The 26330-nt window shown below is 72.4% G+C and carries 27 protein-coding genes; 11 read left to right on the top strand and 16 right to left on the bottom strand.

All coding sequences use genetic code 11. From position 1 onward, the window contains the following. Positions 1 to 24: 24 nt before the first annotated feature. Both VGO10_RS20385 and VGO10_RS20380 read left to right on the top strand, forming a co-directional pair. A complete protein-coding gene (locus VGO10_RS20385) occupies positions 25 to 699 on the top strand; it encodes a SanA/YdcF family protein (protein WP_327471838.1) in 675 nt (224 codons plus the stop codon). 51 nt (positions 700 to 750) lie between these two features. Further along, entirely contained in the window at positions 751 to 1965 is a 1215-nt protein-coding gene (locus VGO10_RS20380; protein WP_327471837.1) for a PQQ-dependent sugar dehydrogenase, read from the top strand. Here VGO10_RS20380 and VGO10_RS20375 read toward each other — a convergent pair. Both VGO10_RS20375 and VGO10_RS20370 read right to left on the bottom strand, forming a co-directional pair. Continuing rightward, the gene (locus VGO10_RS20375; RefSeq protein WP_327471836.1) at positions 1944 to 3437 is read right to left on the bottom strand and encodes a wax ester/triacylglycerol synthase family O-acyltransferase; all 1494 of its coding nucleotides are present in this window, start codon (positions 3435 to 3437) and stop codon (positions 1944 to 1946) included. The genes VGO10_RS20380 and VGO10_RS20375 overlap by 22 nt on opposite strands. A gap of 443 nt (positions 3438 to 3880) precedes the next feature. Then, positions 3881 to 5206, bottom strand: coding sequence for an HD-GYP domain-containing protein (locus VGO10_RS20370; protein ID WP_327471835.1), 1326 nt, complete (start codon positions 5204 to 5206; stop codon positions 3881 to 3883). A 136-nt stretch (positions 5207 to 5342) separates the two neighbouring features. Between VGO10_RS20370 and VGO10_RS20365 the strand changes: the two genes are divergently transcribed. Genes VGO10_RS20365 through VGO10_RS20355 form a run of 3 tightly spaced genes read left to right on the top strand, consistent with a single transcriptional unit; the run spans position 5343 to position 7646 of the window. Further along, positions 5343 to 6524 carry an MFS transporter gene (locus VGO10_RS20365; RefSeq protein WP_327471834.1) on the top strand — a complete coding sequence of 394 codons (1182 nt, stop codon included), beginning with the start codon at positions 5343 to 5345 and terminating at the stop codon, positions 6522 to 6524. 26 nt (positions 6525 to 6550) lie between these two features. Continuing rightward, positions 6551 to 7357 carry an MBL fold metallo-hydrolase gene (locus VGO10_RS20360; RefSeq protein ID WP_327471833.1) on the top strand — a complete coding sequence of 269 codons (807 nt, stop codon included), beginning with the start codon at positions 6551 to 6553 and terminating at the stop codon, positions 7355 to 7357. A gap of 37 nt (positions 7358 to 7394) precedes the next feature. Continuing rightward, on the top strand, positions 7395 to 7646 hold the full coding sequence (locus tag VGO10_RS20355; protein ID WP_327471832.1) for a hypothetical protein: 252 nt from the start codon (positions 7395 to 7397) through the stop codon (positions 7644 to 7646). Here VGO10_RS20355 and VGO10_RS20350 read toward each other — a convergent pair. The 3 genes from VGO10_RS20350 to VGO10_RS20340 form a co-directional block, all read right to left on the bottom strand. Beyond that, complete coding sequence (locus VGO10_RS20350) at positions 7643 to 8650, bottom strand: Glu/Leu/Phe/Val family dehydrogenase (RefSeq protein ID WP_327471831.1); 1008 nt, start codon at positions 8648 to 8650, stop codon at positions 7643 to 7645. The two genes, VGO10_RS20355 and VGO10_RS20350, sit on opposite strands and share 4 nt — an antisense overlap. A 68-nt stretch (positions 8651 to 8718) precedes the next feature. Next, positions 8719 to 10257 (bottom strand): sigma-70 family RNA polymerase sigma factor, encoded by a 1539-nt coding sequence (locus VGO10_RS20345; RefSeq protein ID WP_327471830.1) that lies wholly within the window; start codon positions 10255 to 10257, stop codon positions 8719 to 8721. 63 nt (positions 10258 to 10320) lie between these two features. Next, the gene (locus tag VGO10_RS20340) at positions 10321 to 11766 is read right to left on the bottom strand and encodes an aminobutyraldehyde dehydrogenase (RefSeq protein ID WP_327471829.1); all 1446 of its coding nucleotides are present in this window, start codon (positions 11764 to 11766) and stop codon (positions 10321 to 10323) included. A gap of 74 nt (positions 11767 to 11840) precedes the next feature. Here VGO10_RS20340 and VGO10_RS20335 point away from each other — a divergent pair, with 74 nt between their 5' ends. From VGO10_RS20335 to VGO10_RS20325, 3 genes are read left to right on the top strand one after another with little or no spacing between them, the layout of a single operon-like run. Continuing rightward, positions 11841 to 13022, top strand: coding sequence for an acetyl-CoA C-acyltransferase (locus VGO10_RS20335; protein WP_327471828.1), 1182 nt, complete (start codon positions 11841 to 11843; stop codon positions 13020 to 13022). Positions 13023 to 13072: 50 nt separating this feature from the next. Next, the gene (locus VGO10_RS20330; protein WP_327471827.1) at positions 13073 to 13786 is read left to right on the top strand and encodes an SCP2 sterol-binding domain-containing protein; all 714 of its coding nucleotides are present in this window, start codon (positions 13073 to 13075) and stop codon (positions 13784 to 13786) included. Positions 13787 to 13831: 45 nt separating this feature from the next. Beyond that, positions 13832 to 14242 (top strand): hypothetical protein, encoded by a 411-nt coding sequence (locus tag VGO10_RS20325; RefSeq protein WP_327471826.1) that lies wholly within the window; start codon positions 13832 to 13834, stop codon positions 14240 to 14242. Here the strand turns inward: VGO10_RS20325 and VGO10_RS20320 are convergent. The 3 genes from VGO10_RS20320 to VGO10_RS20310 are packed head-to-tail and all read right to left on the bottom strand — an operon-like array spanning position 14232 to position 16587. After that, positions 14232 to 15236 carry an NAD-dependent epimerase/dehydratase family protein gene (locus VGO10_RS20320; RefSeq protein ID WP_349258970.1) on the bottom strand — a complete coding sequence of 335 codons (1005 nt, stop codon included), beginning with the start codon at positions 15234 to 15236 and terminating at the stop codon, positions 14232 to 14234. The two genes, VGO10_RS20325 and VGO10_RS20320, sit on opposite strands and share 11 nt — an antisense overlap. Before the next feature lies 1 nt (position 15237). Further along, complete coding sequence (locus VGO10_RS20315; protein WP_327471824.1) at positions 15238 to 15897, bottom strand: hypothetical protein; 660 nt, start codon at positions 15895 to 15897, stop codon at positions 15238 to 15240. A 45-nt stretch (positions 15898 to 15942) separates the two neighbouring features. After that, the gene (locus VGO10_RS20310) at positions 15943 to 16587 is read right to left on the bottom strand and encodes an NUDIX hydrolase (RefSeq protein WP_327471823.1); all 645 of its coding nucleotides are present in this window, start codon (positions 16585 to 16587) and stop codon (positions 15943 to 15945) included. A gap of 46 nt (positions 16588 to 16633) precedes the next feature. On the opposite strand from VGO10_RS20310, the gene VGO10_RS20305 reads away from it, so the two are divergent. Beyond that, on the top strand, positions 16634 to 16816 hold the full coding sequence (locus VGO10_RS20305; protein ID WP_327471822.1) for a rubredoxin: 183 nt from the start codon (positions 16634 to 16636) through the stop codon (positions 16814 to 16816). Between the two features lie 2 nt (positions 16817 to 16818). Here VGO10_RS20305 and VGO10_RS20300 read toward each other — a convergent pair whose 3' ends face one another. From VGO10_RS20300 to bioA, 5 genes are all read right to left on the bottom strand, one after another. After that, positions 16819 to 17616 carry a L,D-transpeptidase gene (locus VGO10_RS20300; RefSeq protein WP_327471821.1) on the bottom strand — a complete coding sequence of 266 codons (798 nt, stop codon included), beginning with the start codon at positions 17614 to 17616 and terminating at the stop codon, positions 16819 to 16821. Continuing rightward, positions 17613 to 18284 carry a ferritin-like domain-containing protein gene (locus VGO10_RS20295; RefSeq protein ID WP_327471820.1) on the bottom strand — a complete coding sequence of 224 codons (672 nt, stop codon included), beginning with the start codon at positions 18282 to 18284 and terminating at the stop codon, positions 17613 to 17615. Before VGO10_RS20295 ends, VGO10_RS20300 begins: the two co-directional genes overlap by 4 nt. Continuing rightward, complete coding sequence (locus tag VGO10_RS20290) at positions 18274 to 18873, bottom strand: ferritin-like domain-containing protein (protein ID WP_327471819.1); 600 nt, start codon at positions 18871 to 18873, stop codon at positions 18274 to 18276. Before VGO10_RS20290 ends, VGO10_RS20295 begins: the two co-directional genes overlap by 11 nt. Continuing rightward, positions 18863 to 19912, bottom strand: a complete 1050-nt coding sequence (locus tag VGO10_RS20285; RefSeq protein ID WP_327471818.1) for a hypothetical protein — start codon at positions 19910 to 19912, stop codon at positions 18863 to 18865. Before VGO10_RS20285 ends, VGO10_RS20290 begins: the two co-directional genes overlap by 11 nt. Positions 19913 to 20022: 110 nt before the next feature. After that, positions 20023 to 21339: an adenosylmethionine--8-amino-7-oxononanoate transaminase gene (bioA, locus tag VGO10_RS20280; protein WP_327471817.1), complete on the bottom strand. Its 1317-nt coding sequence runs from the start codon at positions 21337 to 21339 to the stop codon at positions 20023 to 20025. Positions 21340 to 21388: 49 nt separating this feature from the next. On the opposite strand from bioA, the gene VGO10_RS20275 reads away from it, so the two are divergent. Continuing rightward, on the top strand, positions 21389 to 22492 hold the full coding sequence (locus tag VGO10_RS20275) for a low temperature requirement protein A (RefSeq protein WP_327471816.1): 1104 nt from the start codon (positions 21389 to 21391) through the stop codon (positions 22490 to 22492). Here the strand turns inward: VGO10_RS20275 and bioD are convergent. The 3 genes from bioD to bioB all read right to left on the bottom strand — a co-directional run bounded on the left by bioD (position 22468) and on the right by bioB (position 25685). Continuing rightward, positions 22468 to 23181: a dethiobiotin synthase gene (gene bioD, locus VGO10_RS20270; RefSeq protein ID WP_327471815.1), complete on the bottom strand. Its 714-nt coding sequence runs from the start codon at positions 23179 to 23181 to the stop codon at positions 22468 to 22470. The two genes, VGO10_RS20275 and bioD, sit on opposite strands and share 25 nt — an antisense overlap. Before the next feature lie 99 nt (positions 23182 to 23280). Next, a complete protein-coding gene (gene bioF / locus VGO10_RS20265; protein WP_327471814.1) occupies positions 23281 to 24564 on the bottom strand; it encodes an 8-amino-7-oxononanoate synthase in 1284 nt (427 codons plus the stop codon). Further along, positions 24561 to 25685 (bottom strand): biotin synthase BioB, encoded by a 1125-nt coding sequence (gene bioB / locus VGO10_RS20260; protein WP_327471813.1) that lies wholly within the window; start codon positions 25683 to 25685, stop codon positions 24561 to 24563. The genes bioF and bioB overlap by 4 nt, the downstream gene beginning before the upstream one ends. Before the next feature lie 108 nt (positions 25686 to 25793). On the opposite strand from bioB, the gene VGO10_RS20255 reads away from it, so the two are divergent. Then, on the top strand, positions 25794 to 26330 hold a 537-nt coding region (locus VGO10_RS20255; RefSeq protein ID WP_327471812.1), incomplete at its 3' end, for a glycoside hydrolase family 3 N-terminal domain-containing protein.

Here is a 26330-nt window from a genome sequence, read left to right as displayed (position 1 = left end):
GAGCGCCGGACTAGACTGATCGGCATGCTTGACCGGCGCGTGGTGGTCCGGACGTTGCTCGGCGGCGCGGGGATGGTGGCGCTGCTTGCCCTTGTCGTCGGCGTGGCCAACGTCGTCGTGCTGCTCGGCGGTCGCGGTGCCAAGACCGATCCGCGGGCCGTGCCGCATGCCCAGGCCGCGCTGGTGCTCGGCGCGTTGGTGGCGCCCGACGGCCGGCCCTCCGGCATGCTCGAGGACCGCATCCGTGCCGCGGCCGCGCTGTATCGCGAGGGCCGTGTGGACAAGGTGCTGGCGTCCGGTGATCACGGGCGCCCGGACTACGACGAGGTCAACGCCATGCGGCACGAGCTCGTCCGGCTCGGCGTGCCCGACGGCGACGTCTTCACCGATCACGCCGGCTTCGCCACGCTCGACAGCGTCGTCCGGGCTCGCAAGGTCTTCAACGTCCACAGCGTGGTCGTCGTGACCCAGCCGTTTCACATGCCGCGTGCGCTGTGGCTCGCCCGCCGCGCCGGGTTGACGGCCTACGGCCTCGAGGCCGGAAGCGGGAGCAGCTACGGCAGCAAGGGCACCGTCGCGCGCGTTCGCGAGGTCTTCGCGCGCACCAAGGCCGTCGGCGACATCGTCACCGGCGCGCAGCCGAAGTTCCTCGGACCGCGCATCGACATCGCCGGCAGCGCCGCCGCCAGCCGCGGCTGAGCGACCGGCGGGGTCGGCGGGGTGGGCGGGCCGTTTAACATCCTCCGACCGATGTCGCCCCGCGCCCTCCTGCTGGCAGCCGCCGTCGCGGCCGCGACCCTCGTCGCCTGCGGCAGCGATGGTGACGGCGCCGGAGCGAACGCGAACACTGCAACCGCCGACGGGACCACGACCGTGGCGACGCCGGCCGCCACGAACCGTGGCGTCAAGCTCGTCAAGGTCGGCAGCTTCGACCAGCCGCTCTACGTCACCGCGCCCCCGGCCGACAAGCGGCGGATCTTCGTCGTCGGGCAAGGCGGGGAGATCGACGTCGTCCGCGTCGGCCGCAAGCTCTCGACGCCGTTCCTCGACATCCGCAGTCAGGTCACGGCTGGTGGCGAGCAAGGGCTGCTCGGCCTTGCCTTCGCGCCCGACTACGCACGCTCCGGGTTGTTCTATGTCTACTTCACCGGCAAGGACACCAAGGAGCATCTGGTTGAGTTCCATCGGAAGTCCGACGACCTCGCCGACCCTGCCAGCGCTCGCACCGTCTTCGTCCACGACGATCCCGAGCCCAACCACAACGGCGGCCAGCTCGCCTTCGGCCCCGACAACTTCCTCTACGTCGGCACCGGCGACGGCGGGGGCGGCAACGACCAGCACGGCGCCCGCGGCAACGCACAGAACCTCCGCTCCCCGCTGGGCAAGATCCTGAGAATCGATCCTCGTGCCAGCGGCGACAAGCCGTTCAGTGCGCCGTCGAGCAACCCCTTCGTCAACCGCGCCGGCGCGCTGCCCGAGATCTACGCCTACGGCCTGCGCAACCCCTGGCGCTTCTCGTTCGACCGTGCCAACGGCGACCTCGTCATCGGCGACGTCGGCCAGGACGCCGTCGAGGAGATCGACTTCGCCCGCAAGGGCACCGCGCGCGGCGCCAACTTCGGCTGGCGCCCCTACGAAGGGCGCCACCGCAACTTCAACGAGCCGGCGCCCGGCGCGAAGTTCCCCGTCATCACCAAGAGCCACGACGACGGCTGGTGCTCGATCACCGGCGGCTACATCGTGCGCGACCGCGCGGTCGGAGGCCTCTACGGCCGCTACGTCTACGGCGATTACTGCAAGGGCCAGCTGCGCAGCGCCCGCCTCTCCGGCGGCAAGGCCAGCGGCGACCAGCCGATCCCCGGACTTCCCACCATCAGCGGTCTGGACTCCTTCGGCCAGGATGCTGCCGGCCGCGTCTACGTCGTCTCCCAGACCGGTGCGGTCTACCGGTTCGCCGCCCGCTGACGGCGCGCCTGGGCCCGCGCGCGCCAGGGCGTGACGGCGCCCGGCCTCGCTGCCGTGCGTGCCGGCTGGCACAAGGCCTCGAACGCCGCCTCGAGGTCGCGGGCGATCGCCGCCACGTCCTCGACGACCTCGGCGTCGGCCGCCAGCCCGAGCTGCAGCCGTCCGGCATAGGAGACCGCCCCGATCGTCAACGCGTGGCCGTGCAGCAGCGGGACCATTGGATGCACGCCGAGCAGCGGCCGGCCGAGCAGCGACAGCTCCGTCGGCGGCCCGGGGACGTTGGAGACGACGAGCGTGAACGGCACCGCGCGCAGGGCCGAGCGCGCGACCAGCCGCCGTCCCGGGCCGGGCAGCGCGTCGGCGGCGCGGCCGAGCGCCTCCAGGAGGCCGGCGTCGCCGCCCGTCTTGGCTGCGGCCGTTCGCGCGCGGATGAGCTTGAGCACGCGCTCGACGTCGGGCTCGCCCACCGGTAGTTCGACACCCAGGAACGAGATGCGGTTGCCCAGCGCAGGGTCCTCGCCGGCGCGGACGCTTACCGGCACGAGCGCGCGGACCGTCTCCGGCGCCTCGCCTCGCCGGCGCAGCGCGCCGCGCAAGGTGATCGCCACCGCCGCGAGCAGCATGTCGTTGATCGTCGCGCCACGGCGCCGTCCCGCCGCGCGCGCGGCCTCGAAGGACACGTCGGCGTAGGCCAGGGCCCGGCGCGGGGTCAGCGAGTGCTCCAGGCTCGTCGGCGCCGCAGGACGCGCCAAGCCGTCGAGCGCGCGAGCGGCGTCACGCAGGACGGTGGTGGCGCGATCTCCGGAAGAGGCGGCGGCGTCGGGCGCGGCCTCGCCCCACAATGCGCCCGCCACTTCCCGCGCCGCCGCGCCCGCGGCGCGGGCCCGCGTCCCGATGGTGGCGCGCAGCGCCTCGCCGGCACCCGGAGCGGCCGACGGGATCCAGACGTCGGCCGCGGCGCTCTCGTCTTGGCGCCCGAAGAGCAGACGGGCGACCGCGATCGCGGCGACGCCGTCGATCAGCGCGTGGTGGGCCTGGCCGACGATGGCGAACCCGCACGCGCCGCTGTCCTCGCCCTCGGCCAGCCCATCGACGAGGTACATCCGCCACAGCGGGCGGTCTTCCGGCAGCGGTTGCGACACCAGCGCTCCCGCAACCTCGCGCAACTCCGCCGCCCCTCCCGGCGCCGCCAGCGTCACCCCGAAGACGTGGTGGGCGACGTCGAAGCCCGGGTCATCAGCCCAGAACGGCCCGCCGAGGGCCGGGCGCACCAGCCGGCGGCGAAAGCGCGGGACGGCGTGCAGCCGCGCGTCGAGGTGGCGGCGCAACGCCGCGACGGTCGGCGTGCCACCGACGTCCCGACCCTGCGCGTGCGCGACGCCTCCGAACCGCAACGTCCAGCCGACGTGCAGGGGCGCCTGCGGCGTCTCGAGATCCAGGAAGGCCAGGTCCAGCGCGGTGGGGCGGTCCACGAAGGGCGCATCCTCTCGCACAAACGTCCAGGGCTGCCAATCCAGGCCTCAAGATTGTTCGGGCCTTGTCGCTTAAAAGGCGAGAGGCGCCCCCTCGGGGACGCCTCGAACAAGCAACTCGCCGTGTAGGAACTTAGTTCTTGTAGCCCACGGTGCACCCCCAAAGACGTTCGCGCTGCGCACCACCGCAGCGACTTGCGGACGGACGGATATCAGTACGACGACGGCGCCCCGCCTGCCAGCAGCGGCGCCGTTTCGTCATGACGGGGCCAGTTTCTGCCCCAAACGTCCATCGCGCCATCCCCAGAAATGGGGATCGGACATGTCTATGGACGGATGTCCTATCCGTTCGGTTTTATGTGCCCTTGGCGTCCAAACCTGCGATATGCAGGGCTTTTTGACATTTCAGCGCCGGTCGGCGTCTGAAGTGTGACCGTGGACGATCAGGCAGCCTGCGGGAGCGCGTAGCCCCGCACACGGGCGTCGAAGTCGAGCTCGCGCTCGAAATCGGCGTCCGTGGTGTGCTGAAACTGCAGCCCGCTGCGCTCGACGATGCGGATGAACGTCTCGACCAGGTCACCATCGAGCTGGGCGCCGGAGACGCGACGCAGCTCGGCGATCGCCTCGGCCTGGGAGACCGGATCGCGGTAGGAGTCGCGGGCGGTCATCACGTCGTAGGTGTCGGCGATCGAGATCATCTTCGACAGCAGGGGGATCTTCTCGCCAGTGAGGCCGCGGGGGTAGCCGCGGCCGTCGATGCGCTCGTGGTGGGCGAGGATGATCTCCGCCACCGGCCCGTAGCCGTTGATGCGGCGCACGAGGCGCGCGCCCTGGTAGGGATGGGTGCGGACGATCTTCCAGTCGTCGTCGTCGAGCTTGCGGTTGGCGAGCAGGATGCGGTCCGGGAAGGCGAACTTCCCGATGTCGTGCAGCAAGCCGGCGGTGTGGACGAGCTCCTGCTCGGCGGGCGTACAGCCGACGTCCTCGGCGATGGCGCGGGCGTAGCGCGCGACGGCGGCGCTGTGGCGGGCCGTCATGCGATCGCGCAGCGACAGCGTCTGGACCAGCGCGGCGAGGACGCCGACCTGCAGCGAGGCGAGTTGCGTCGAGCGCGCCTCGAGCTGCTCGGCGCGATCCTGGGAGAGCAGCAGCTCCCGCGTCAGGATCTGGAAGAGGAAGAGGGCGATGAGGACCGCGACCAGGGCGGGAAGGCCGACGGTCTGGTAGGTCGCGGCGCTGATGACCGTCAGGGCGCCGGCGAGCGCCTCAGAGGGCATCAGCGGGACGAGGATGGTCCGCACCGAGCGGTTGAGCGGCACGCCGTCGGTCCAGACGTGCGGGACGGCGATCAGCAGGAAGTTCAGGAGGTTGACGCCGGCGAAGACGGCCGCGACGCCAAGGGCCTGGTTGACGCCGTCGCCGCCATCGACGTGCAGGGCGCGGGCGGCGAGGCCGCCGGCCAACGGGAAGACCGAGAACGTGCTGGCGTTGGAGAGGAGCGCCGCCGGCTTGTCGCGCAGGCGATGCGCATCGGTGGCGACGGTCAGCAGGCCGATCGCCACGGCGGGCGCCGGTCCGAGGACGACCATCGCCAGGACGAGCGCGATGAACGACCCGGTGAGGCGCATGCTCGCGGTCTCGATCGCCATCGCGTCGGAGGCGATCGCGAGCGCGGCGAGGAGGACGACGAGCCCGGCCGGATCCCAGTCTGAGGCACGGGAAGTCACCACGGCACCGGCAAGCGATGCCGCGAGGAGCAGTCCGTGCATCACGACGAGGGTCCTACGGCCCATTACGCCCCGCTTATCGGCCCATTTGGCCAAATCCTTAGTCGGAGCCGCACCGCGTCGCGGCCGGGCGGGCCTTTACATTGGGCACGTGTCGCCGGTAAGGAGATCGCTTCGCGTGCGCGGGTTCCCGGCGCTTGCGACGTCGTACGCGATCAACGAGCTGGGCGACAACCTGGGCGTCGTTGCCCTGGCGATCCTGGTCCTTGATCGGACCGGCTCGGCCCTGGCGGTGACCGCGCTGTTCGTGGCCGGCAAGTTCGTGCCGGCGTTCGTTGCCCCGGCGCTGACCGCCGGTCTCGACCACCAGCGCGTCAGCCGCGTGCTGCCGGCGCTCTACGCGCTGGAGGCGGGCGCGTTTGCTGGGCTGGCCGCCCTCGCGGACTCGTTCTGGCTCCCGGCGGTCTTGCTCTTCGCGTTTGCCGACGGGCTGATGGCGCTCACCGCACGCGGGCTCTCCCGGGGCGCTATCGCGGCGGTCCTGACCCCAGCGGGCGCCTTGCGCGAGGGCAACGCGCTGATCAACGTCGCCTTCGCGGTCATGAGCGCGGCCGGGCCGGTGCTCGCCGGCCTGATCGTGCACGAGTGGGGCGTGGCGACCGCGCTGTGGCTCGACGCGGCGTCGTTCATGGCCGTGGCCGTCCTGCTGCTGGCCAGCGCGCGCAGCCTGCCCGAGCCCGAGCAAGGCCCGCGTGAGCGCTGGCGTGCGCGCGTGCGCGACGGCCTGGAGTACGTGCGCGACCATCCGACGGTCGGGCGGCTGATCGTCGGTCAGTCGGTCGCGATCCTCTTCTTCACGCTGATCATTCCGATCGAGGTCGTCTACGCGAAGGAGACGCTGAACTCCACGAGCCTCGGCTTCGGCGTCCTGATCGCGGCATGGGGTGCTGGGATCGTTCTCGGCTCGGCGCTCTTCGCTCGGGCCCGGGGGCGGTCGATGAGAACGCTCGTGCTGGTCTCGACCGCGGCGATCGGCGCCGGCTACGCGGTGATGGCGGGCGCACCGACGCTGCTGGTCGCCTGCTTGGGGTCGGTGCTCGGGGGCACGGGCAACGGCGTTCAGTGGGTTGCGGTGATGACGGCGCTGCAGGAGGCCGTCGAGGACCGCTATCAGGCGCGTGCCGCGGGCCTGCTGGAGTCGGCGGCGGCGGCCGTGCCCGGCGTGGGCTACATCGTCGGGGGCGTGCTGACGGCGGCGGTGTCGCCGCGGCTGGCCTACGCGGTCTCGGCGGTCGGCGTGGCCGTGGTCGTCGTCCTGTGGGCGCGGCGGCCGATCGTGCCCGATCGCGTCTCGGTCTGAGCGGCGCGGCCGCGTAGGCTGGGCCCATGGCCGACCCGCTCGCCGAGCATGACGTGGAGCTGGTCCGGGCCGCCAACCCCTCGCCGCTGACGCTGTCGGGAACCAACACGTGGTTGGTCGGGCGCGATCCGTGCTGGGTGGTCGATCCGGGGCCGGATCTCGACGAGCACGTGGCCGCGGTGTTGGAGGCGGCCGCGGCACGCGGTGGCGTCGGCGGGATCGCGGTGACCCACGACCATGCCGACCACGTGGGCGCGGTGCCGGCGCTCGTGGCGGGTGCGGGCGGCGACGTCGCTGTCTTCGCCGCTCGGCTCTCCGGCGCGGTGCCGACCGGCGATGGGGACGCGGTCGGGTCGCTGTTGCGGACGATCGCGGTCCCCGGCCATGCGCCCGACCTGCTCTGCTTTGCGCTGGGCGATGCGGTCTGCTTCACCGGCGACGCGGTGCTTGGCGAGGGCAGCGTCTTCATCGCTCCCGACCCGGGCGCGCTGGCGGGCTACCTCGCCGGGTTGGAGCGGCTGCGCGAGCACGGCTTCGCGCTGCTCGCGCCGGGTCACGGGCCGCTGGTGCTCGATGCCGACGCCAAGCTCGCGGGCTATCTCGACCATCGCCGGGACCGCGAGCGCCGCCTGGTCGCGGCGCTGGACGGCGGCGCGCGCACCCTCGACGCGCTGCTGGACGCGGCGTGGGACGACGTCCCGGAGGCGCTGCGCCTGCCCGCGACGGTGACGCTGGTGGCCCATCTCGACAAGCTCGCCGAAGAAGGCCGGCTGCCCGATGGCGTCGAGGGCCGGCCCGCGTGGTTTGCGCAGCTCGGCCGTCACGCGCATTGATGCGGCGACGGCGCGTGCGGTCTACCCTTGACCGTCGATGCTCGCCAACGCCTACGCCATCTTCATCTGCGTCGTCTGCGTCGTCGGGATCATCTGGATCATCTGGGTGATGCGCCACGGCGACGAGGAGCGTCACGAGGAAGACCGCGCGCGGCTCTTCTTCGACGAGCACGGCCATTGGCCCGACGAGACGCCTGAACAGGCGGCGGCGGAGCGTGCGGCGATTGCCGCGACGGCTGGTGCGCCGGTGCCGCCGGTGAGCCACGCCTCGCCGGACGGCCTCGTCTAGGCCCGACGCAGGTTGCTCTCGGCCAGCGCCATCGCCGCGGTGAGCGGTGTGGTGCCGGCCGTGTGGGCGTCGTCGTAGATGCGGCGCAGCGTGTCGCCGATGCCGGCCACGCGGGCGGTCGCGCGGTCGGGGTCATAGCCCTCGGGGTCGAGCTCGACCGCGATGTTGACGATGCCGCCCGCGTTGGCGACGAAGTCCGGCGCCCACAGGACGCCACGCTCGCGCAGGAGGTCGGCGACGTCGGAGGCCGCGAGCTGGTTGTTGGCGGCGCCGGCGACGGCCGGCGTCTGCAGTTGCGGAACGCTCTCGTGGTCGAGCACGCCGCCGAGCGCGCAGGGAACCAGGACGTCGACGGCGGCGATCATCGCCTTGGCCGGCGTGGTCCACCGTGCGCCGAGGCGCTCGGCCTCGTCGCGCTTGGTCGGATCGATGTCGGCGACGACGAGCCGGGCGCCGGCCTTGGCCAGGAGCCTGGCGACGCGAAGCCCGACGTGGCCGAGGCCGACGACGGCGATCGTACGTCCTCGCAGCGACGCGGAGTCAAACGCGCGCTCGACGGTCGCCTCGATCGCGTGCAGGACGCCGAGCGCCGTGTAGGGACTCGGGTCGCCGGAGCCGCCGGCGCGGCGCGAGAGGCCGCTGACGTGGCTCGTGGCCTTGGCGATGACCGTCATGTCGCGCGTCGAGGTGCCGACGTCCTCGGCGGTGACGTAGCTGCCGCCGAGGCGCTCGACGGTCTCGCCGAAGTCCAGGAGCGCGGCGCGCCGGCGCTTGGCGTCCAGCGGCTTGCCGGGGTGCAGGACGATGACGCCCTTGCCGCCGCCGAGCGGCAGGCCGGCGACCGCCGACTTGTAGGTCATGCCCTCCGACAGCCGCAGCGCGTCACGGATCGCCGCGCGGTTGTCGTCATAGGTCCACATCCGGCAGCCGCCCAGCGAGGGGCCGCGGACCGTCGAGTGGACGGCGACGATGCAGAAGAGCCCCGTGCGCGGGCCACGCCGCACGTAGAGCTCCTCGTGGTCGAGTGTCGCGAGGTAGCGCTCGATGGGGGCGACCTTAGCGCCGGCGGGTGTCAGCCGGCGGGCGTGACCGCTGCGCCCTGGGCGATGGGGTCAGCGACCGCGGGCGTCGAGCTCGCCGGGGCAGTCGTGCCGCCGGCGCCGGTGGCGGGTGCTGCGCCGGAGCCGGAAGTGGTGGTGGTCGTCGCGCCGGAGGTGCCGGTGGCCGTCGTCGTCTCGGTCCCGCTGGCCGTCGTGCTGCCTGCGCCGGTCGTCGTGCCGTTGCCCGAGGTCGCCGTGCCCGTTGAGGTCGTCCCGCCGCCCGCGGTCCCGGTCGGGGCGTCGCTGGTCGTCGTCGCATCGTCGCCGGGCGCCTGCAGTCCGCCGGTCGTCGCCTCGAGCTTCGGAACGTCGGCCCCCGTCGACGAGATCGGCTCGTCCCCGGCCGTACGCACATGCGCGACGTGTGGTGCGACCGCGGCGCCATGGGAGGTCTTCACGTGCGTGGGCACGGCGACGTGGCGTCCCGGATCGATCCGCTGCCGCGTGGCGATCGGAACCGTCGCGTGCGTCGGAGCCACGTGGCTGACATGGGCTGCGGGCGTGCGGTGATGGTCGACCTTCTGCTCGACCGTCGCCGCCCCGCCGCCGACGACCGCGGCCGCCGCCATCACCGCGGCGACCTTGCCCGCGGTCGCGGCCACCGCGCCGGTGCCGATCGTCGCCGCGGTGGTCCCACCGGCCGCAGCGCCGGCGCCCCCGCCGAGGACCGCGGCGCCGCCGCCGGCGGCCGCGCCGGAGCCGGCGCCGCCGATCCCGAGGATCTTGGCGATCGCGGTCAGCGGCCCCGAGGCCGGTGCCAGGCCGTTGAGCTGCTTCTCGATGCCGCGCAGCGCGGTGCGGTAATCCCGGCAGCCGGCGCACTCGCGCAGGTGCTTGCGCGACCGTCCGCTGGCCCGCACGCCGCGGTCAAAAGCCGCGGCGAGGTCGTTCCGGATCTCCACGCACGCGGTGTCGCGGGCCTCGATGGCCTCCACAAGCCCGACGCGCGCACGCACCAGCAAGGACTTGATCGCCGGGACGGTGACGCCCAGCGCCTCGGCCAGGTCGTTGTAGGACAGGCCCTCCATCTCGCGCATCAGCAGCGCTGAGCGCTGCTGCTCGGGCAAGGCACGGACGTCGACGATCAGCCGACGCAGATCCTCGCGCCGGTCCGCCTCGGCCATCGGGTCCGACGGTACGCCGCGGTTGACCTCGTAGATGTGCTCGGGTGCGGGCGCGGGCCGTCGGATCTGGTCGATGCAGCGGTTGTGGGCCACGCGGTAGAGCCAGGCCCGCAGCGCGATCGGCCGCCGGTCGGCCCGCAGTGCGTCGTAGGCCCGCAGGAAGACGTCCTGCAACACGTCCTCGGCGTCGGACCGTGAGCCGCTGAGCATCTGCCGCGCGTAGGCGAACAGCCGCTGGCGGTACCGGTCGTGGATGATCCCGAACGCCTCCTCGTGGCCGGCGCGAAAGAGCGCCACGAGTTGGTCGTCGCTGCGCAGGCGCAGCAGCGGGCCGGCGAGCGAGACGCGGCCGAGACCGACGGGATGGGATAGCGCTGAAGCTTCCACAGTGATCCTCCGCCAACTCTAACGGCGCAGGAAACGGAAGGTTCCGCGTTTCTCAGAAAATCTTCACGCGCTTCCGAGCTTGACCATCACGTGCTTGACCTCGGTGTAGTCCTCCAGCGCGTACATCGAGAGGTCCTTGCCGTAACCCGACTGCTTGAAGCCGCCGTGGGGCATCTCGGAGGCCAGCAGGCCGTGGTTGTTGATCCACACGCAGCCGAAGCGCAGGGCGTTGGAGACGCGCATCGCGCGGCCGATGTCGTTGGTCCAGACCGAGGAGGCCAGGCCGTAGGGCGTGCCGTTGGCCCAGGCGATCGCCTCCTCCTCGTCGCTGAAGCGCTGGACGGTCAGCACGGGGCCGAAGATCTCGTGCTGGATCATCTCGTCGTCCTGGTGCATGTTGGCGACGACCGTCGGCTCCAGGTAGAAGCCGGGCAGGTCGGGCTCGTTGCCGCCGGTGACGACTTCGGCGTGTGACGGCTTGCGCTCCAGGAAGCCCTCGACGCGGTCGCGCTGGCCCTCTGAGTTGAGCGGGCCGAGCGTCGTGTCGGGCGACTGCGTGTCGCCCAGGACGTAGCCCTTGGCCTCCTCGGCCAGCCCGGCGACGATGTCGTCGTAGCGCTTGGGGGCGACCAGCACGCGCGTGGCGGCCGTGCAGTCCTGGCCGGCGTTGTAATAGGCGAAGCCGGCGATCTCCTCGACGACCGCGGCGACGTCGACGTCGTCGAAGACGACGACCGGCGCCTTGCCGCCGAGCTCGAGGTGCACGCGCTTGAGCGAGTCGGCGGCGGACTTGGCGACGGCCTTGCCGGCGGCCACCGAGCCCGTGATGGACACCATGTCGACGCCGTCGTGCGACACGATCGCCTTGCCGACGTCATCACCGCCGAGCACGACGTTGAGCACGCCCTTGGGCAGGATCTCGGCGGCCAGCTCGGCGACGCGGACGATCGAGACCGGCGTCGACGGCGCCGGCTTGAGCACGACGGTGTTGCCGGTCGCCAGCGCGGGGCCGATCTTCCACACCACCATCATCAGCGGGTAGTTCCACGGCGCGATCTGGCCGACCACGCCGACGGGCTCGCGGCGGATGATCGAGGTGTAGCCCTCGAGGTACTCGCCCGCGGGCTTGCCCTCCATCGTCCGCGCGGCGCCCGCGAAGAAGCGCAGGTTGTCGACCCAGACCGGCAGCTCGTCTTCCTTGACGGCCTCGATCGGCTTGCCGGCATTTAGCGACTCCAGCTGCGCGATCTCCTCGCCGTGTGCCTCGATCGCGTCGGCGAGCTGCAGCAGCGCGAGCGCGCGCTCGCCCGGCGTGGTCGCGGCCCAGCCCGGGAAGGCGCGGCGGGCGGCGGCGACGGCGCGGTCGACGTCGACGTCTCCCGAGGACGCGGCCTGCCAGCTCTCCTGGCCGGTCGCGGGGTTCAGGACAGGGCTCGTGGCGCCTTCGGCGGCCTCGACGAACTCCCCGTCGATGAAGTTGCGCAATGGCTGGGTGGCGGTGGCGCTCATGCGTTCGAACGTATCACCGCCTAGTCTTCCCGCCCGAGAACTCGGCCCGCCCGCCCATGAGAGGAACGCCCAGCTTGACCAACGTCGTCATCACCTCCGCCGCGCGCACCGCGATCGGCTCCTATGGCAAGTCGCTTGCGGGCGTCGCGCCGACCGATCTGGGCGCGACGGCTGCGAAGGCCGCCATCGAACGCGCCGGCATCGCGCCCGAGCAGATCGAGCACGTCGTGTTCGGCAACGTCATCCACACCGAGACGGCCGACGCCTACATGGCGCGCGTCGTCGGCATGAAGGCGGGCATCCCGAAGGAGACGCCGGCCTTCACCGTCAACCGCCTGTGCGGCACGGGCGTCCAGGCGCTCGTCAGCGCCTGCCAGGCGATCCAGACCGGCGAGGCCGACGTCACGCTCGCCGGCGGCGCGGAGTCGATGAGCCGCGCGCCGATGTGGCTGACGCAGGGTCGCTGGGGCTCGAAGATGGGCCCGGCGCCGGTGGTCGACCCTGTCCAGGGCGCGCTCACCGATCCGTTTCACGACATCAAGATGGGCGTCACCGCCGAGAACCTGGCCGAGCGCATGGGGATCTCGCGCGAGGAGCAGGACGCGTTTGCGGTCGAGTCGCACCTGCGTGCTTCGCAGGCGCAGAGCGAGGGCCGCTTCGACGACGAGGTCGTCGGGGTCTCGGTGAAGGTCAAGCGCGAGGTCGTGGACTTCCTCAAGGACGAGCACATCCGCCACGGCGTCGACGCAGCCGGCATGGCCAAGCTGCCGACGATCTTCAAGAAGGACGGCGGGACGGTCACGGCGGGCAACGCCTCGGGGATGAACGACGCGGGCGCCGCGCTGGTGTTGATGAGCGCTGACAAGGCGGCCGAGCTCGGCGCGCCGGTGCGTGCGCGCGTGCTCGGCTACGCGTCCTGTGGCGTGGATCCGGAGATCATGGGCATCGGCCCGGTCCCGGCGGTCCGCAAGGTGCTCGACCGCACCGGGGTCTCACTTGATGACATCGGCGTCATCGAGCTCAACGAGGCCTTTGCCGCTCAGGCGCTGGCGGTCATGAAGGACCTCGACCTCGATCCCGCGCGCGTGAACCCCAACGGCGGCGCGATCGCGCTTGGCCATCCGATCGCGGCGACCGGCGCGGCGATCACCACCAAGTGCCTGTCAGAGATGGACCGCGGCGGTCACCAGTACGGCCTGGTGACGCTGTGCATCGGTGGCGGTCAGGGCATCGCCCTCCTGCTGGGCAAGGAGTAAGGCGGCTCGCAGTGCCCTGGGCCGCGGAGGACAGGTACCCTCCGCGGTCCATGGCGCACTTCGAGTCCGACGCCGAGGTCTACGACCAGCTCGGCGGCATCCTGAACAACCTGGTGTACAACAGCGCTCGTCGGGAGCAGCTGCGCCAGGCCGATGCGGTGGTGCAGTTCGCCTTCCGCCAGCCGGACGCGACCGTCACGCTCGACATGCGCGCCCGCAAACCCGCACGCATCGATCTCGGCGAGACCAAGCTGCGCGCCGACGTCGTGTTGGCGATGGACGCTGACACCGGCCGCGCGCTGCTGACCGGCGAGTTGAGCCCGACGCTGGCGCTGGCCCGCGGCGACGTGCGCACCAAGGGGCCTGTGGGCAAGGTGCTGCGGATCGTGCCGGCGACGGTTGGGGCGCATGAGGTCGAGGCGGACCTGGAGCCGGAGCCCGAGGCGCCGGCTGCTCCCGCGGCTGAGGCTCCGGCCGCGGAGGCCGAAGCGCCCGCCGAGAACGAAGCACAAGCGGCCGCCGCCGAGGTCCAGGCCGAGGCGGAGGAGGTCGAGGCTGCCGAGGGCGACGTCGTCGAGCCCGAGGCTGCGACCGAGACGCCGGCTGAACCTGAGGCGCCTGCTGCCGAGCCGGAGCCACCGGCTGAGTCGGAAGCGGCTGTAGAGCCGGAGGTGCCCGCTGAGTTGGAGGCGTCCGCGGAGGCCGAGGAGGCCGCGCCGGTCGACCCGCCGGCCGAGGCTGAGGCGCCCGCCGTCGAGTCCTGAGCCGCACCGCCGCGCGCATGGACTGCGCGCCAGGCGGGAACCCGCATGGGCATGAAGCTGCTCGTGCTGGCCACCGATCCCATTGACGCCGATGACCTCCGCGACGCGCTTGACGGTGAGGAGCTCGACGGCGCCGAGGTGCTGGTCGTCTCGCCCGCGGTCAATGCGTCCCCGGTCGCCTTCTGGGTCTCCGACAGCGACGAGGCGATCGCCGATGCCGAGTCCACCGCGCGCCAGACCGCCGAGGCGCTGGCGGCCGAGGGCGCGCGTACCCATGCGGAGACCGGTGAGAGCGAGCCGCTGCTCGCGCTCCAGGATGCGCTGGCGACCTTCCCCGCCGATCGTGTCGTCGTTTTCACGCGCGACGACGAGGAGTCTCAGCGCTACCGCGAGGAGGACGTCGCCGGCGAAGCACAGCGTCGTTTCGGCGTCTCGGTGATCGCCGCTACGCGCTGAGGTCGGGCCGCGCTGCCGCCACGGTGGCGCGCAGCGTCGCGGTTGCGTCGTGCTTCGGACGCCAGCGCAGCAGGCGACGGGCGCGGGTGGTGTCCATCAGCGTCGGGCGGCGTACGGCCTCGATCCACGACACCTCGTCGGGCATCAGCGGCAAGCGTGAGACGACCTCCGCGGTCGCGTCGACAGCCAGGTCGGGCACCGGCACCGAGTAGTACCCCAACTCGCGTGCGAGGTCGGACATCGTGATCGTGCCGTCGCCGGCCACGTTGTAGGCCCCGGGCTCGCCGCGGCCCAGGACGCCGGCGCGCAGCGCGGTCGCGACGTCGTCGTGATGGACGAGCTGAAACGGCACGCCGGGATCGGGCAGCACCGGCTTGAGGATTGGCACGACGTCGAACAGCGCTCGCACCGCGCCCGGCAGCTTCTCGCCCCAGCGCACGTAAGGGATCTGGTTGACGAGCATCGGCGCCTGCGGTCCGGCGACGATGCACGGCCGGAAGATGTAGGCATCGATCTCGGCATCTTCCAGCACTTCGCTGAGCAGCGCCTCGACCTGCGCCTTGTGATGGGAGTACGGCATGCTCGCGTTGCCGGCCGCCGGATCGTCTTCGACGATCGGGCGATCGAGCGCCGGGAAGCCGTAGGCCGCTACCGACGAGGCGTACACCAACCGCCGCGCGCCCGCCGCGGCGGCGGCCTCGAAGACGTTGCGCGACCCCTCCAAGTTGATGTGCTCGCTCTCGTGCGAGCCGGCGACGATGATGAACGCGAGGTGCACGACGACGTCGGCGCCGGCGCACAGCGCCTCCACCGAGCCTCGATCAAGGACATCACCTTGGCGGTAGCGCACCTTTTTCCACCCGTGCGCCGTCGGGTCAAACGGCCGTCGCGCCATCCCGACGATCTTCTCGACCTCGCGAGCGCGATCCAGGGCGGCGACGAAGGGCTTGCCGATCTCCCCGGTCGGGCCCATTACCGCGACGGTCAGACCCACCTCAGGCGTCCAGCACCGCGTGCGGGACGAGGCTCCAGCCGTCGGGCCCAGTGACGAGGTCACCGTGCACGCGCGGGCCGTGCGCCGTCGCGTGCAGGCAGGCCGGGCCCGGCTCGACGGGCATGCCGACCGGCAGCCTGGGCAGCCGCACGACGCCGCCGCGCGGATCGGGCGCGATGCCCAGCCGGGCGGCGAACGGGAAGCCGTCAGGGCCGACGCAGGCCAACAGTGCGAAGTCCATGCCGTCGAGGCGCTCGTCCCACAGGCCGGCTCCGCCCTCGGGCTCTGCGTGACCGATCTGGGGCTCCTCGTTGTGGCCGGAGCGCACCTCCTCGAGGTGCGCGTCGAACAGCCGTGGCTCGGCGTCCGGGTCGCTCGATGCCCAGGCATAGACGCGCTCGGGTCGGACGTGCAGCACGCCCTCCAACTGCGCGGTGCCCTGCACGAGCACCATCGGGCCGTCGTCGGCAAAGAGCAGCGCGACGTGCGGATCCTCGACCTCTGGCGCGCCATCGGCGACGTCGATGCACGGCCCGCCGGGCCGGTAGGCCGGGACCACGGAGTGGGCCACCGGGCGGCCCCGTCCGTCGATCGTGACCAGCTCGGCGACGGTGCAGCGCGCGAAGACGTCGCGCAGGTCGGACGGCAGCGTGGCGGTCATGCGATCGACACTACGCCTGCCGCGCGCGCCGTGCCACGCGTGCGGTCAGGAGGCGGCGGGTGCGGCGTCGTAGCCCGGCTCGCCGGGCAGCAGGATCCGCGCCTGCTCGCCGCTCATGACGACGCGCGGCGTGACCGCCACGACCTCCCGCCCGGTGGCGAACGCCAGCAGCTCGTCGGCCGACGCGAAGGGCGAGAGCTGCTCGAAGTGCTTGATGGTGGGGAAGACGAGCAGGAGCTTGCCGTCGGCGTGCGCGGCGAGCGCGGCCTGCGGCGTGAACCAGCCGAGGTCGACGCACTCGTCGCCGTCGATCCGCGGCTGCGCGCCGTCGGGCAGCGGCGTGAGGAAGAAGTGCGTGTCGAACCGGATCTTGACCTCGGGCGGGGTGATCCACTGCGAGAAGCGCACGAGCTGCGCCGGATCGACGCCTTCGATCGCTGCCTCCTCGGCCAGCTCGCGGACGGCTGCGGCACGATGCGCGCTGTCGCCCTCGCCCTCGTGCGCGTCGACGGCGCCGCCAGGGAAGACCCACGCCCCGCCCATGAAGCGCTGCGCCGGGTTGCGCTGCACCAGCAGCACCTCGAGCGTCTGCGCGCCACCGCGTAGGACGATCACCGTCGCCGCCTGGCGGGGCACCGTGACCTCGCCGTCGTTGAGCTCTTCTCCCGGTCCGGGGCGATCGACGTCCACGACGACGGAGCCTACTGGCCGCCTGGCCAGTAGCGTTCAGCCCAACATGAGCGAGAGCACCACCGTGCAGAAGTGGATCTGCGAGTCCTGCGGGTTCATCTACGACCCCGCCGACGGCGACCCCGACGGCGGCATCCCGCCCGGGACCGCCTTCGAGGACATCCCGGACACGTGGTTCTGTCCGGTGTGCGGCGCGCGCAAGCGCGACTTCGTGGCCTACGAGGACTAGGCCTACGAGATCGTCAGCGGCGTCCCGGTGGGCATGAGCCGCGCCAGACGCGTGACGTCGCGGTTGCGCATGCGGATGCAGCCGTGGGAGACCCGGCCGGGCAGGAGCTCCGGCCGGTCGGTGCCGTGGATGCCCACGTAGCCGCCGCCGGGCCAGTCGGTGAGCGTCGCTGAGCGAGCGCTCGTGCCGAAGGCGACCGGGCCGTAGAAGGCGCTGCGGTAGCGGCGCAGGATGTCGCGGACGACGAAGGTGCCGGCCGGCGTCGGCGCGTTCGTCGTCCCGATGCCGACCGGCGCGCGCAGCACGGCCCGGCCGTCGCGCAGCAGCGTCGCGGTGAGCGTGTGGCGGTCGACGACCAGCCGCGTCCGGACCGTCCCATAGGCGCCCAGCGCGCTGCGCGGGACCCAGCCGGTGCGGCCGTTGGGCAGTGCCGCGAGCCGGACACGCACCCAGAGGCGGCCGGCGGCGTCGCGGTGGCGGCCCAGCGGAAGCAGGATGTTGGTGGTGTTCTCCGGCGTGCGTGCGGTCACGGTCCCGACGCGCCGCGCGGACGTCGACGGGTGGGCGCGGGCGGCGGTGGAGGTCCGTGCCGCGACCCAGAGCGAGCGGTGCGTGCCGGCCAGCGGGAGGGCGCGGCCGACGGGCAGGCCCCCGCGCGATGGGGCGGGCAGCTCGGTGACGGCGCCGGGCGGCTCCTGGCGCAGCGGGACGTGGCGAACGTGCCTGGCGATCGTCACCCCTGCCGCACAGGCGAGGGCGACGAGCGCCGCGACGGCGGCGGCCGTCGCCTGCCGGCTCATCCGGTGAACTTCGGGCGCCGCCGGCTGCGCGTGCGCACGACGAAGTGCGTGCGGTCGACGACGTCGAGCGTGCTGGCGCGCGAGCGCGGCTCGTCGAACGCGCTTGCCGCCGGGACCACGTGGGCCAGGCGCCGGATCCACGCGGCGTGGCGTGCCTCGACGCTGGCGATCGCCAGCGCCGACGCGAGGTAGGAGCGTGAGCGGATCCGCGGCGCCTGCGCCGAGTACGCGGCGACCGCGAGATCCTCGAAGGCGACCGCGGTCTTGCGAAACGCGGCCGGGTCCTCTGTGGCGCCGCGGAAGTCGAAGCGCGGCCGCGCGATCGCGTGGCGGCCGAGGACCTCGCGGAAGGCCTTGACGTGCGCGCGCTCGTGGCCGCCGACGATCCGCGCCTGGTCGCCGAGCGCTCCGGTGACCGCGCCGATCCGCTCGACCTCGGAGTAGAAGGCGGCCTGGAGGTACTCGAGCGTGAGGGCGTAGTTGAGGATGTCGCGATCGTGGCGCGCTGCGGAGGCGGCCGCCAACGCCGAGGTCGGGGACACGGCCGCCAGCAGCGCCGCGCCGCCGGCCGTCGCGAACGCAATGCGACGCGTCGTCAGCGCGCCGTGCGCCTCGGCGAGGGCGCCGTCGCGATCGATCGCGCCGAGGTCCAGCTCATCAGCGCACATAGCCGCTGCCCTTCAGGGTCTGGCGCACGGTCTTGGCATCGAGCGTCGGCTCGACGGGATCGGGCGCGGGGTCCAGTCCGGCGAGGTCTCGGATCCAAGCGGCGTGGCGCGACTCGACGGTCGCGATCCGGCCGACCTGCGCCAGCGTGGCCGGCCGCAGGTTGACGGCTTGGGTGAAGTAGGCCTTGACGCCGAGGTCCTCGAGGCGCAGTGCGCTGCGGGCGAAGCGCTGCGCATCGGCGGTGTCGTCGCCGAAGTCGAGCTTGGGCACAGGCTGGGCGTGACGGCCGAGGGCACCGCGGACGAAGCGGACGTGCTCGCGCTCGTGGCCACCGACGACCTCGGCGAACGTCCGCAGCTCACCGGCGAGCCGCGCGCGTTTGAGGGCCTCGGCGTAGAAGGCGGCCTGGACCTCCTCGAGCAGCAGACCGAAGTTCAGGATCGCGGTGTCCAGGCGCGCCGAGGGCGCGGAGCCGGCCTCGTCGGGCAGCGCGCCGAGCACGGCGCCGCCGGCAATCGCTCCCGCACCCGCGGCGACGAGGCCGGTGAGCAGTCGGGAGCGGGTGAGCGTCGGCGCGTCATGCGCCATGGGGGACCTCCTCCTCGGGCATGGACCTGACCCGCAGCCGGCGCGGCGGCGCCTCCTCGTGCGGCCAGGCGAAGCGTGCGGCGTACCAGGTGTCACCGCCGCCCTCGACGGGTTCCCAACCGGCGTGCAGCAGCGCTGCGGCGAGGCGATCGGCCGCCGCGAGCAGCTCCGCCGTCGGCGGCTCGGGCGGCGCAGCGCCCCAGAGGCGCTGGGGCTCGGAGCGCCCGACCTCTCGTGCTCGCCGGCGCCCGGGCTCGGTGGCCATCGCCCGAAACCCGGAGCTGAGGTAGCCGGCATGCCAGGCGATCTCGCAGCGCCACAGCCGCTCGGTCGCCTCCGGCCACGGTCGGCGCTCGAACCGCCCGGTCCGCAGTCGCTCGACCTCGAGGTCCAGCGCGCTGGGCGGCGCGGGCTCGGGAGCGACGTGGAGCGGTGGGGCGGGCGCGGCGTCTGGCGGCGGCTCGGGGCGTGGCGGTGCAGGCGCGACTTCGGGCGGGGGCTCCGGCTTCGGCTCCGACGGGATCTCTGCCGTGAGCTCCGGCTCGGGCGTGGACCGCGACGTTGGCGTGGGCGCTGGCGCTGTCGCGGGCTTCTGCTCCGGCTCGGCGAGCTCGACCGGCTCCGACGCTGGCGGGGGCTCTGGCTCGGGCGCCGCCTGGAGCCGTGGTGACGGCTGGTCGGCAAGGGCGGGGCTCGGCGCTGTCGCCGCACGTCTGCGCCGCCCGAGCAGCAGACCGCAGCCCAGCGCGGCGAGCGCCACGACGAGCAGGATCGGCACGGTCGCGCCGCTGCCACCCCCGCCCTTGTTCGTCCCAGCCGCTCGCGCGGGCGCCGGCCGCGCGGTGCTCCCCGGCGGCAGCCGGATCTTCCCGCTGCTGGCGCCGCGATCGAGCGGATAGGTCCGCCAGAGCTCCCGCGGCGTCGGCTGGGCCGTCCGCTGCGTCGCGGCCGGCGCGACGCCGGCGAGCATCCCCGAAATCGCCAGCGCCAGCGCCAATTGCCGCGGCAAGCCGGTGAGGATGTCCGTGCGATGGGGCATAGCGAGTGTGAACGTCTCACCAAAGCTACCCAAACCCCCGCACCCGCGACGCACGAATCCTGCGCGTCATGGCGCCAACTTCAGGACAACCGATACACCGACGTTCCGTGTCAGGCCAGCTGGGCCGCCACGGGCGCCTCGACGCCCGTCGCGACGGCGATCGCTTCGGCGGTGATCGCGACCAGCCGGCGCAGCTCGTCCTCGCTGATCGACAGCGGCGGCATCAGCACGATCGTGTCGCCGAGCGGCCGAACGATCGCGCCGCGCTCGCGGGCCGCGAGCGTCACCTGGTGGCCCATGCGGGACGCCAGCGGGAAGTCGGTCAGCTCGATGCCGACCATCGTCCCGCGGCGGCGGATCTCGGCGACCGACGTCAGCGGCGCCACGTGCTCGTCGAGCAGCTCGCCGAGCAGCTCGATCTTCGGCGCGAGCGCGGCGAGCGTCTGCTCGTCCTCGAAGACCTGCAGGGTGGCGATCGCCGCCGCACAGGCCAGCGGGTTGCCCGTGTAGGTGTGGCCATGGAAGAACGTGCGGAACTCCTCGAACCTCCCAAGGAAGCCCTCGTAGATCCGCTCCGTGGCCAGCGTAGCCGCCAGCGGCAGGTAGCCGCCGGTCAGCCCCTTAGCCACGTTCATCAGGTCGGGCACGACGCCCTCCTGCTCGCAGGCGAACATCGTGCCGGTGCGCCCGAAGCCGGTCGCCACCTCGTCGCAGATCATGATGATGTCGTACTTGTCGCACAGCTCCCGCACCGCGCGCAGGTAGCCGTCGGGGTGCAGCAGGATGCCGGCGGCGCCCTGCACGAGCGGCTCCATGATCAGCGCGGCGACCTCGTGGCCGCGCTCGGCCAGGATGCGCTCCAGCCCCTCGACGTCGCCGGGCGCCGTGCGGATCCCGTCAAACAGCAGTGGTCGGAAGAGCGTGTGGAAGAGGTCGATGCCGCCGACCGAGACCGAGCCGAGCGTGTCGCCGTGATAGCTGTTGTTCAAGTACACGAACTTGGTGCGCTGCTCGTTGCCGGCGATCTTGTGGAACTGGAACGCCATCTTCAGGGCGATCTCGTTCGCCGTCGAGCCGTTGTCGGAGTAGAAGACGCGCGTGAGCTGGCGGTCGCCGGACGGGGCCACCGCGAGGAGTTTCTGAGCCAGCTCGATCGCGGGCGGATGCGACAGCCCGAGCATCGTGGTGTGCGCGACGCGATCCAGTTGCGCGCGCACCGCCGCGTCGAGCGCCGGATGGCGATGGCCATGGACCGTGCACCACAGCGACGAGACGCCATCGATATAGGCGTTGCCGTCGGTGTCATAGAGGAAGCAGCCGTCACCGCGCTCGATGATCGGCGCATCCTCGGCGCTCCAGCCCTGCTGCTGGGTGAACGGATGCCAGAGGGCCTCGCGGTCGGCGGCGCGGAGATCGGCGGTCGTCATGGCCCGAACGGTATGGGCTGCGACGGACGCCACCACGTACGCTGACGGCGTGGAGGATCGCCCTGCGCAGCCGCGCGTCACGACGCTCGAGCTGTTCTTCGACCTCGTCTTCGTCTTCACCATCACGCAGCTCAGCGCCGTCCTGGCGCACGAGCTGACGTGGCGCGGGCTGCTGCACGTGGCGCTGCTCCTCGGCGTGAGCTTCTACATGTACGGTGGCTACGCGTGGCTGACCAACGCGATCGCCGTGGAGGCGGCGGCCAACCGCGTGTTCTTGCTCGCAGGCATGTGCGGGTACTTCGTGCTGGCCCTTGCGGTGCCAAGCGCGTTCTCGGGCAGCGGCCTCACCTTCGGGCTTGCGTATCTCGCCGTCGTGCTCGTGCACGGCTGGCTGTTCTTGCACGCGTCCGGCAGCGGGGCCGCCGGGATGCGGTCGCTGGCGCCGATCAACCTGACCGGCGGCCTGCTCGTCGCGCTCGGCGGCGCGCTGGGCGGCGATGCCGAGACGGTGATGTGGGCGGCCGCGTTCCTGCTGATGTGGGTCGGGCCGCGGATCATCGGCCTGGACGACTTCTCGGTGGCGCCGGCGCACTTCGTCGAACGCCACGGCCTGGTCGTGCTGATCGCCATCGGCGAGTCGGTGGTGGCCATCGGGATCGGCGCCGCGGAGTTGGCGGTCGACGCCGAGCTCGTGCTCGTCGCGGTCCTGGGTCTGCTGCTCAGCGCGGGGCTGTGTTGGACCTACTTCGGCGGCGACGACACCCGCGCCGAGCGAGCGTTGGCGGCGATGGATCAGCGGGCGCGCGCCGATGCGGCCTTGGCGGCGTTCGGCTGGGCGCATCTGGTGCTGCTCTTGGGAATCGTCTGCGTCGCGGTCGGGCTCAAGCGAGCCACAGGCCACGCCTACGACCCGCTCGACGGCGGCCCGGCGCTGGCGCTTGCCGGCGGTGTCGCGCTGTACCTCGTTGGCGACGTCTGGTTTCGGCGTGTGCTGCGCATCGGGGCGGGTGGGGCGCGGGCGCTGGGCGCGCTCGTCGCGCTGGCGACCATCCCTTTGGGGACCGAGGTCGCCGCGGTGGCCCAGGTCGGGGCGCTGGCGTTGATCGTCGCGCTTGCCGCGGTGCCCGCTCAGCCCGGCGGGCGCTTGGCGTAGGTCCCTGGGTGGCCCAGCCAGTCGTCGATGGGCAGCAGCTCGCCCGCCTCGGCGAGGCGCTGGGGGGTGAAGTCGGCGAGATGGGGCAGAGCGGCGACGGGGATGTCGCCGAGCGCCTCGACCGTCGATCGATTGGAGCGCTGCATGGCGGTCGGTGCGTCCGGCCAGGGCGTCATGACGACGCCGCGGACCGTCACGCCCGCCGCTCGCGCCACCTGCAGGGTCAACAACGTGTGATTGATCGTCCCGAGGCCGGGGCGGGCGACGATGACCAGCGGGAGGCCGAGCGCGACGATCAGATCGAGCACGAGCGTCCCGACCACCGTCAAGGGCACCAACAACCCGCCGACGCCTTCGGCAATGAGCGTGCGGCCGTCGCCGTTGCGACGGGCGGTCTCGATCAAGATGGTGGGGTCGATCACCGTGCCCGCCAGCTCGGCCGCCAAATGGGGCGAGACGGCCGGGCCGAAGCGATAGGGCGCCACCTCCGCTGGGGTCATCCCGGCACAGGCCGCGAGCAGCTCATGGTCGCGGGGTTTGCCGGCCTCGGGCGCGTCGTCGAGGCCGGTGACCACCGGCTTGAACGCGCCGACAGCCACTCCGCGCGCGGCCAGCGCCGCGGTCAGCGCTGCAGCGACGACGCTCTTGCCGACCTCGGTGTCGGTCCCGGTGACGAAGAGGCCGCGCATCGTGCTCAGAACCTCGTTGCGGAAGGGGTCCGGGTCGAGTTGTCGTGAAATATGCCGGTCAACTCGACCAGGACCGATCGTACGCGAGCGCCGTGCGCATCAGGCCGCCGCGGCGTCCTCGCCGGCCACGGCCAGGCGCTCGTCGGGGTGGCCCGCGGGCTGCGCGGCCGCGACCGGCACGCCCGCGCCCGGTCGGAAGCCGGCCTGCAACGCGGCGCGCCCCAGCGTGCGGGCCGCGGCGCGCAGCTCCTCGCGGGTGTGGGTGGCCATCAGCGCCAGGCGCAGCCGCGACGTGCCGGCGGGCACGGTCGGCGGGCGAATCGCCTGGGCGAAGACGCCGGCCTCGACCGCCTTCTCGCAGACCTCCATCGCCAGCTCGGCATCGCCGACGACCAGCGGGATGATCTGGGTCGAGGAGCCCGCGACCTCGAAGCCCTCGCGCGCCAGTTCATCGCGCATCGCGCCCGCGTTGGCTTGCAGCCGGTCGACCATCTCAGGGTGCTCTTGCAGCACCTCGAGCGCCGCGAGCGCGGCGGCGACCGCGGGCGGCGGCAGCGCGGTTGAGAAGATCAGCGACCGCGCCGTGTTGGTCAGCAGGTCGCGCATCGCGGCGCTGCAGGCGGCGAACGCGCCGTAAGCGCCGAGCGCCTTGCCGAGCGTGCCGATGACGACGTCGATCTCGCCGTCCAGCCCTGCCTCGGCGACCGCGCCGCGCCCGCCCGGGCCCAGGCAGCCGGTGCCGTGGGCCTCGTCGACGACGGTCCGCACGCCGTGGCGGCGGGCCAGCTCGGCGATCTCGGTCAGCGGCGCGATGTCGCCGTCCATCGAGAAGACGGAGTCGGTGACGATCAGGCCGCTTCGCCCACGATGCTGCCGCAGGCCCCACGCCAGGTGCTCGACGTCGCAGTGGTCGTAGACGAAGGTCTCTGCGCGCGCCAGGCGGCAGCCGTCGATGATCGACGCGTGGTTGAGCTCGTCGGAGAAGACGACGGGCGGTGGGGCGCCGGAGCCGCCGCCGTCAGCTGCGAGCCGCGCCAGCGCGCCGATGACCCCGAGGTTGGCCAGGTAGCCCGAGCCGAAGAGCACCGACGACTCGGTCCCCTTGAACGCCGCCAGGGCCTCTTCCAGCCGCCGGTGGACGGTCATCGTCCCCGAGACCAGCCGCGAGGCGCCCGCGCCCGCGCCCCAGCGCATCGCTGCCTCGGCGGCGGCACCCCGCACCCGCGGGTGGTCGGCGAGGCCGAGGTAGTTGTTGGAGCAGAGCAGCAGGACCGGACGGCCGCCGAGCAGCACCCGCGGGCCCTGTGGGCCGCTGACCAGTCGCAGGCGCCGGTGCAGGCCACGGTCGCGGAGCTCCTCCAGCCGCTCCGCGACGTCGATCACGCCGCCTGCGGGTAGGAGGGCGGCTTCTTGGTCTTCTTGACCACGCGGAGCTGGGTCGAGGGATCCCAGAAGTTGGCGTCCTCCTGGTGGTCGATCAACTCCTCCATCGGCGTCGCCGGGGCCTCTCCCTCGAGCCAGCCCGAGCGGTTGTCCGGGCGCGGGTTGGAGCCGTTGTCGGGCTGGCGGGCGACGTTCAGCCCCAGCTCCTCGAACATCGCCCGGTCGTCCTCGGGCTCGGCCCCGAGCGTGGTCAGGAAGTTCCCCATCATCACCCCGTTCAGCCCCGCTTTCACCGCCAGGCTGTGCAGCTCGCCGAGGTTCTCGACCCGCCCGCCGCAGAGGCGGAAGAGGGCGCCGGGGATGATCAGGCGGAAGATCGCGATCCACTTGACGACCTCCCAGGGATCCATCACCTCGCGCTCGCCGAACTTGGTTCCCTCCTTCGGGATCAGCAGGTTGATCGGCACCGAGGTGGGGTTGATCTCCGACAGCTCGAAGGCCATCTCGACCCGCTGCTCGGGGGTCTCGCCGAGGTTGAGGATGCCACCGACGCAGGTCTCCAGCCCAGCCTCCTTGACCGCCTGGATCGTCCGCAGGCGGCCCTCGTAGCGGACCGTCGAGGAGACCTCGGGGTAGTAGGAGCGGGCCGACTCGACGTTGTGGTGGACCCGCTGCACCCCCGCCTCCTTCAGCGACTTGGCACGTTCGGACGACATGTGGCCGATCGAGGCGCAGCGCTTGAGGTTGGTCTGCTCGGCGACCAGGCGCGTCCCTTCGAGGATCTTCTGGAAGTCGCGTTTGGAGAGGCCCTGGCCCTGGGTGACCATGCAGAAGCGGTGGGCGCCGGCGGCCTCGGCGGCCTTGGCGTGTTCGAGGATCTGCTCCGGCTCCAGCATCGCGTGCATCGGCGTGTCGGCCTCGGCGTAGCGCGACTGCGCGCAGAAGCCGCAGTCCTCGGCGCAGCCGCCGGACTTGGCGTTGACCAGCGAGCACATGTCGGTCGAGTCGCCGAAGTTCTCGCGCCGCACCTCCCAGGCGCGCTCGACCAAGACCCCGATCTCGTCGTGGCCGGTCTGCCGCCCGTACTCGAGGGCTTCTTCGGTGCTGATCAGAGAGGGCATTCCTGGCTCGCTTCCAAGTCTTGGTCCGGGGTGGGGATTGACCGCAAGGCTAGGAATCGGCCCGGACGCCTGGCACTCGTGGCAAAACCCGGTGCTAGCGTCGATCGGGTGGAGCGGCCGAAGGCACGCAGGCGTCGTCTGGCGCTGGGAGTCCTGGCGGCCCTGGCCATTGCCGCCTTTGCGCTCGGCGCGGCGCTGGGCATTACGCCGGCAACGGAGCCGCAGGTCGCGAGCACTCTCTCGATCCCACGCCTGGCGGGCGAGCGGATCGTCGTCGGGCTCGACGGCACCGGCATATCGCCCGCCCTGGAAGAGGCGGTCGGCAACGGTCGGATCGCCGGGCTGGTCCTCTTCGCCGACAACTTCCCCAGCCGCGCCGCCGGCCGGCGCCTGATCGCCCGCCTGCAGGCGATCCGCCGTCCGCCCCCCCTGCGCGACCCGCTGCTGGCGATGATCGATCAGGAGGGCGGTCTGGTCAAGCGCGTCAGCGGTGCACCCACCGCCTCGGCCAAGGAGATGGGCGAACGCGGCGCCGCCTTCAGTCGCCGGCAGGGACGGCGCACGGCCGCCAACCTGCGCCGGCTCGGGGTCAACGTCGACCTGGCACCGGTGCTCGACGTCGCCCGGGAAGGCGGAACCATCGCC

The organism is Baekduia sp., assembly GCF_035996765.1.
In the GTDB taxonomy this organism is placed as follows: domain Bacteria; phylum Actinomycetota; class Thermoleophilia; order Solirubrobacterales; family Solirubrobacteraceae; genus Baekduia.
The sequence above is the reverse complement of the archived record's forward strand: the minus strand, read 5'-3'. Positions and strand labels throughout refer to the sequence as shown.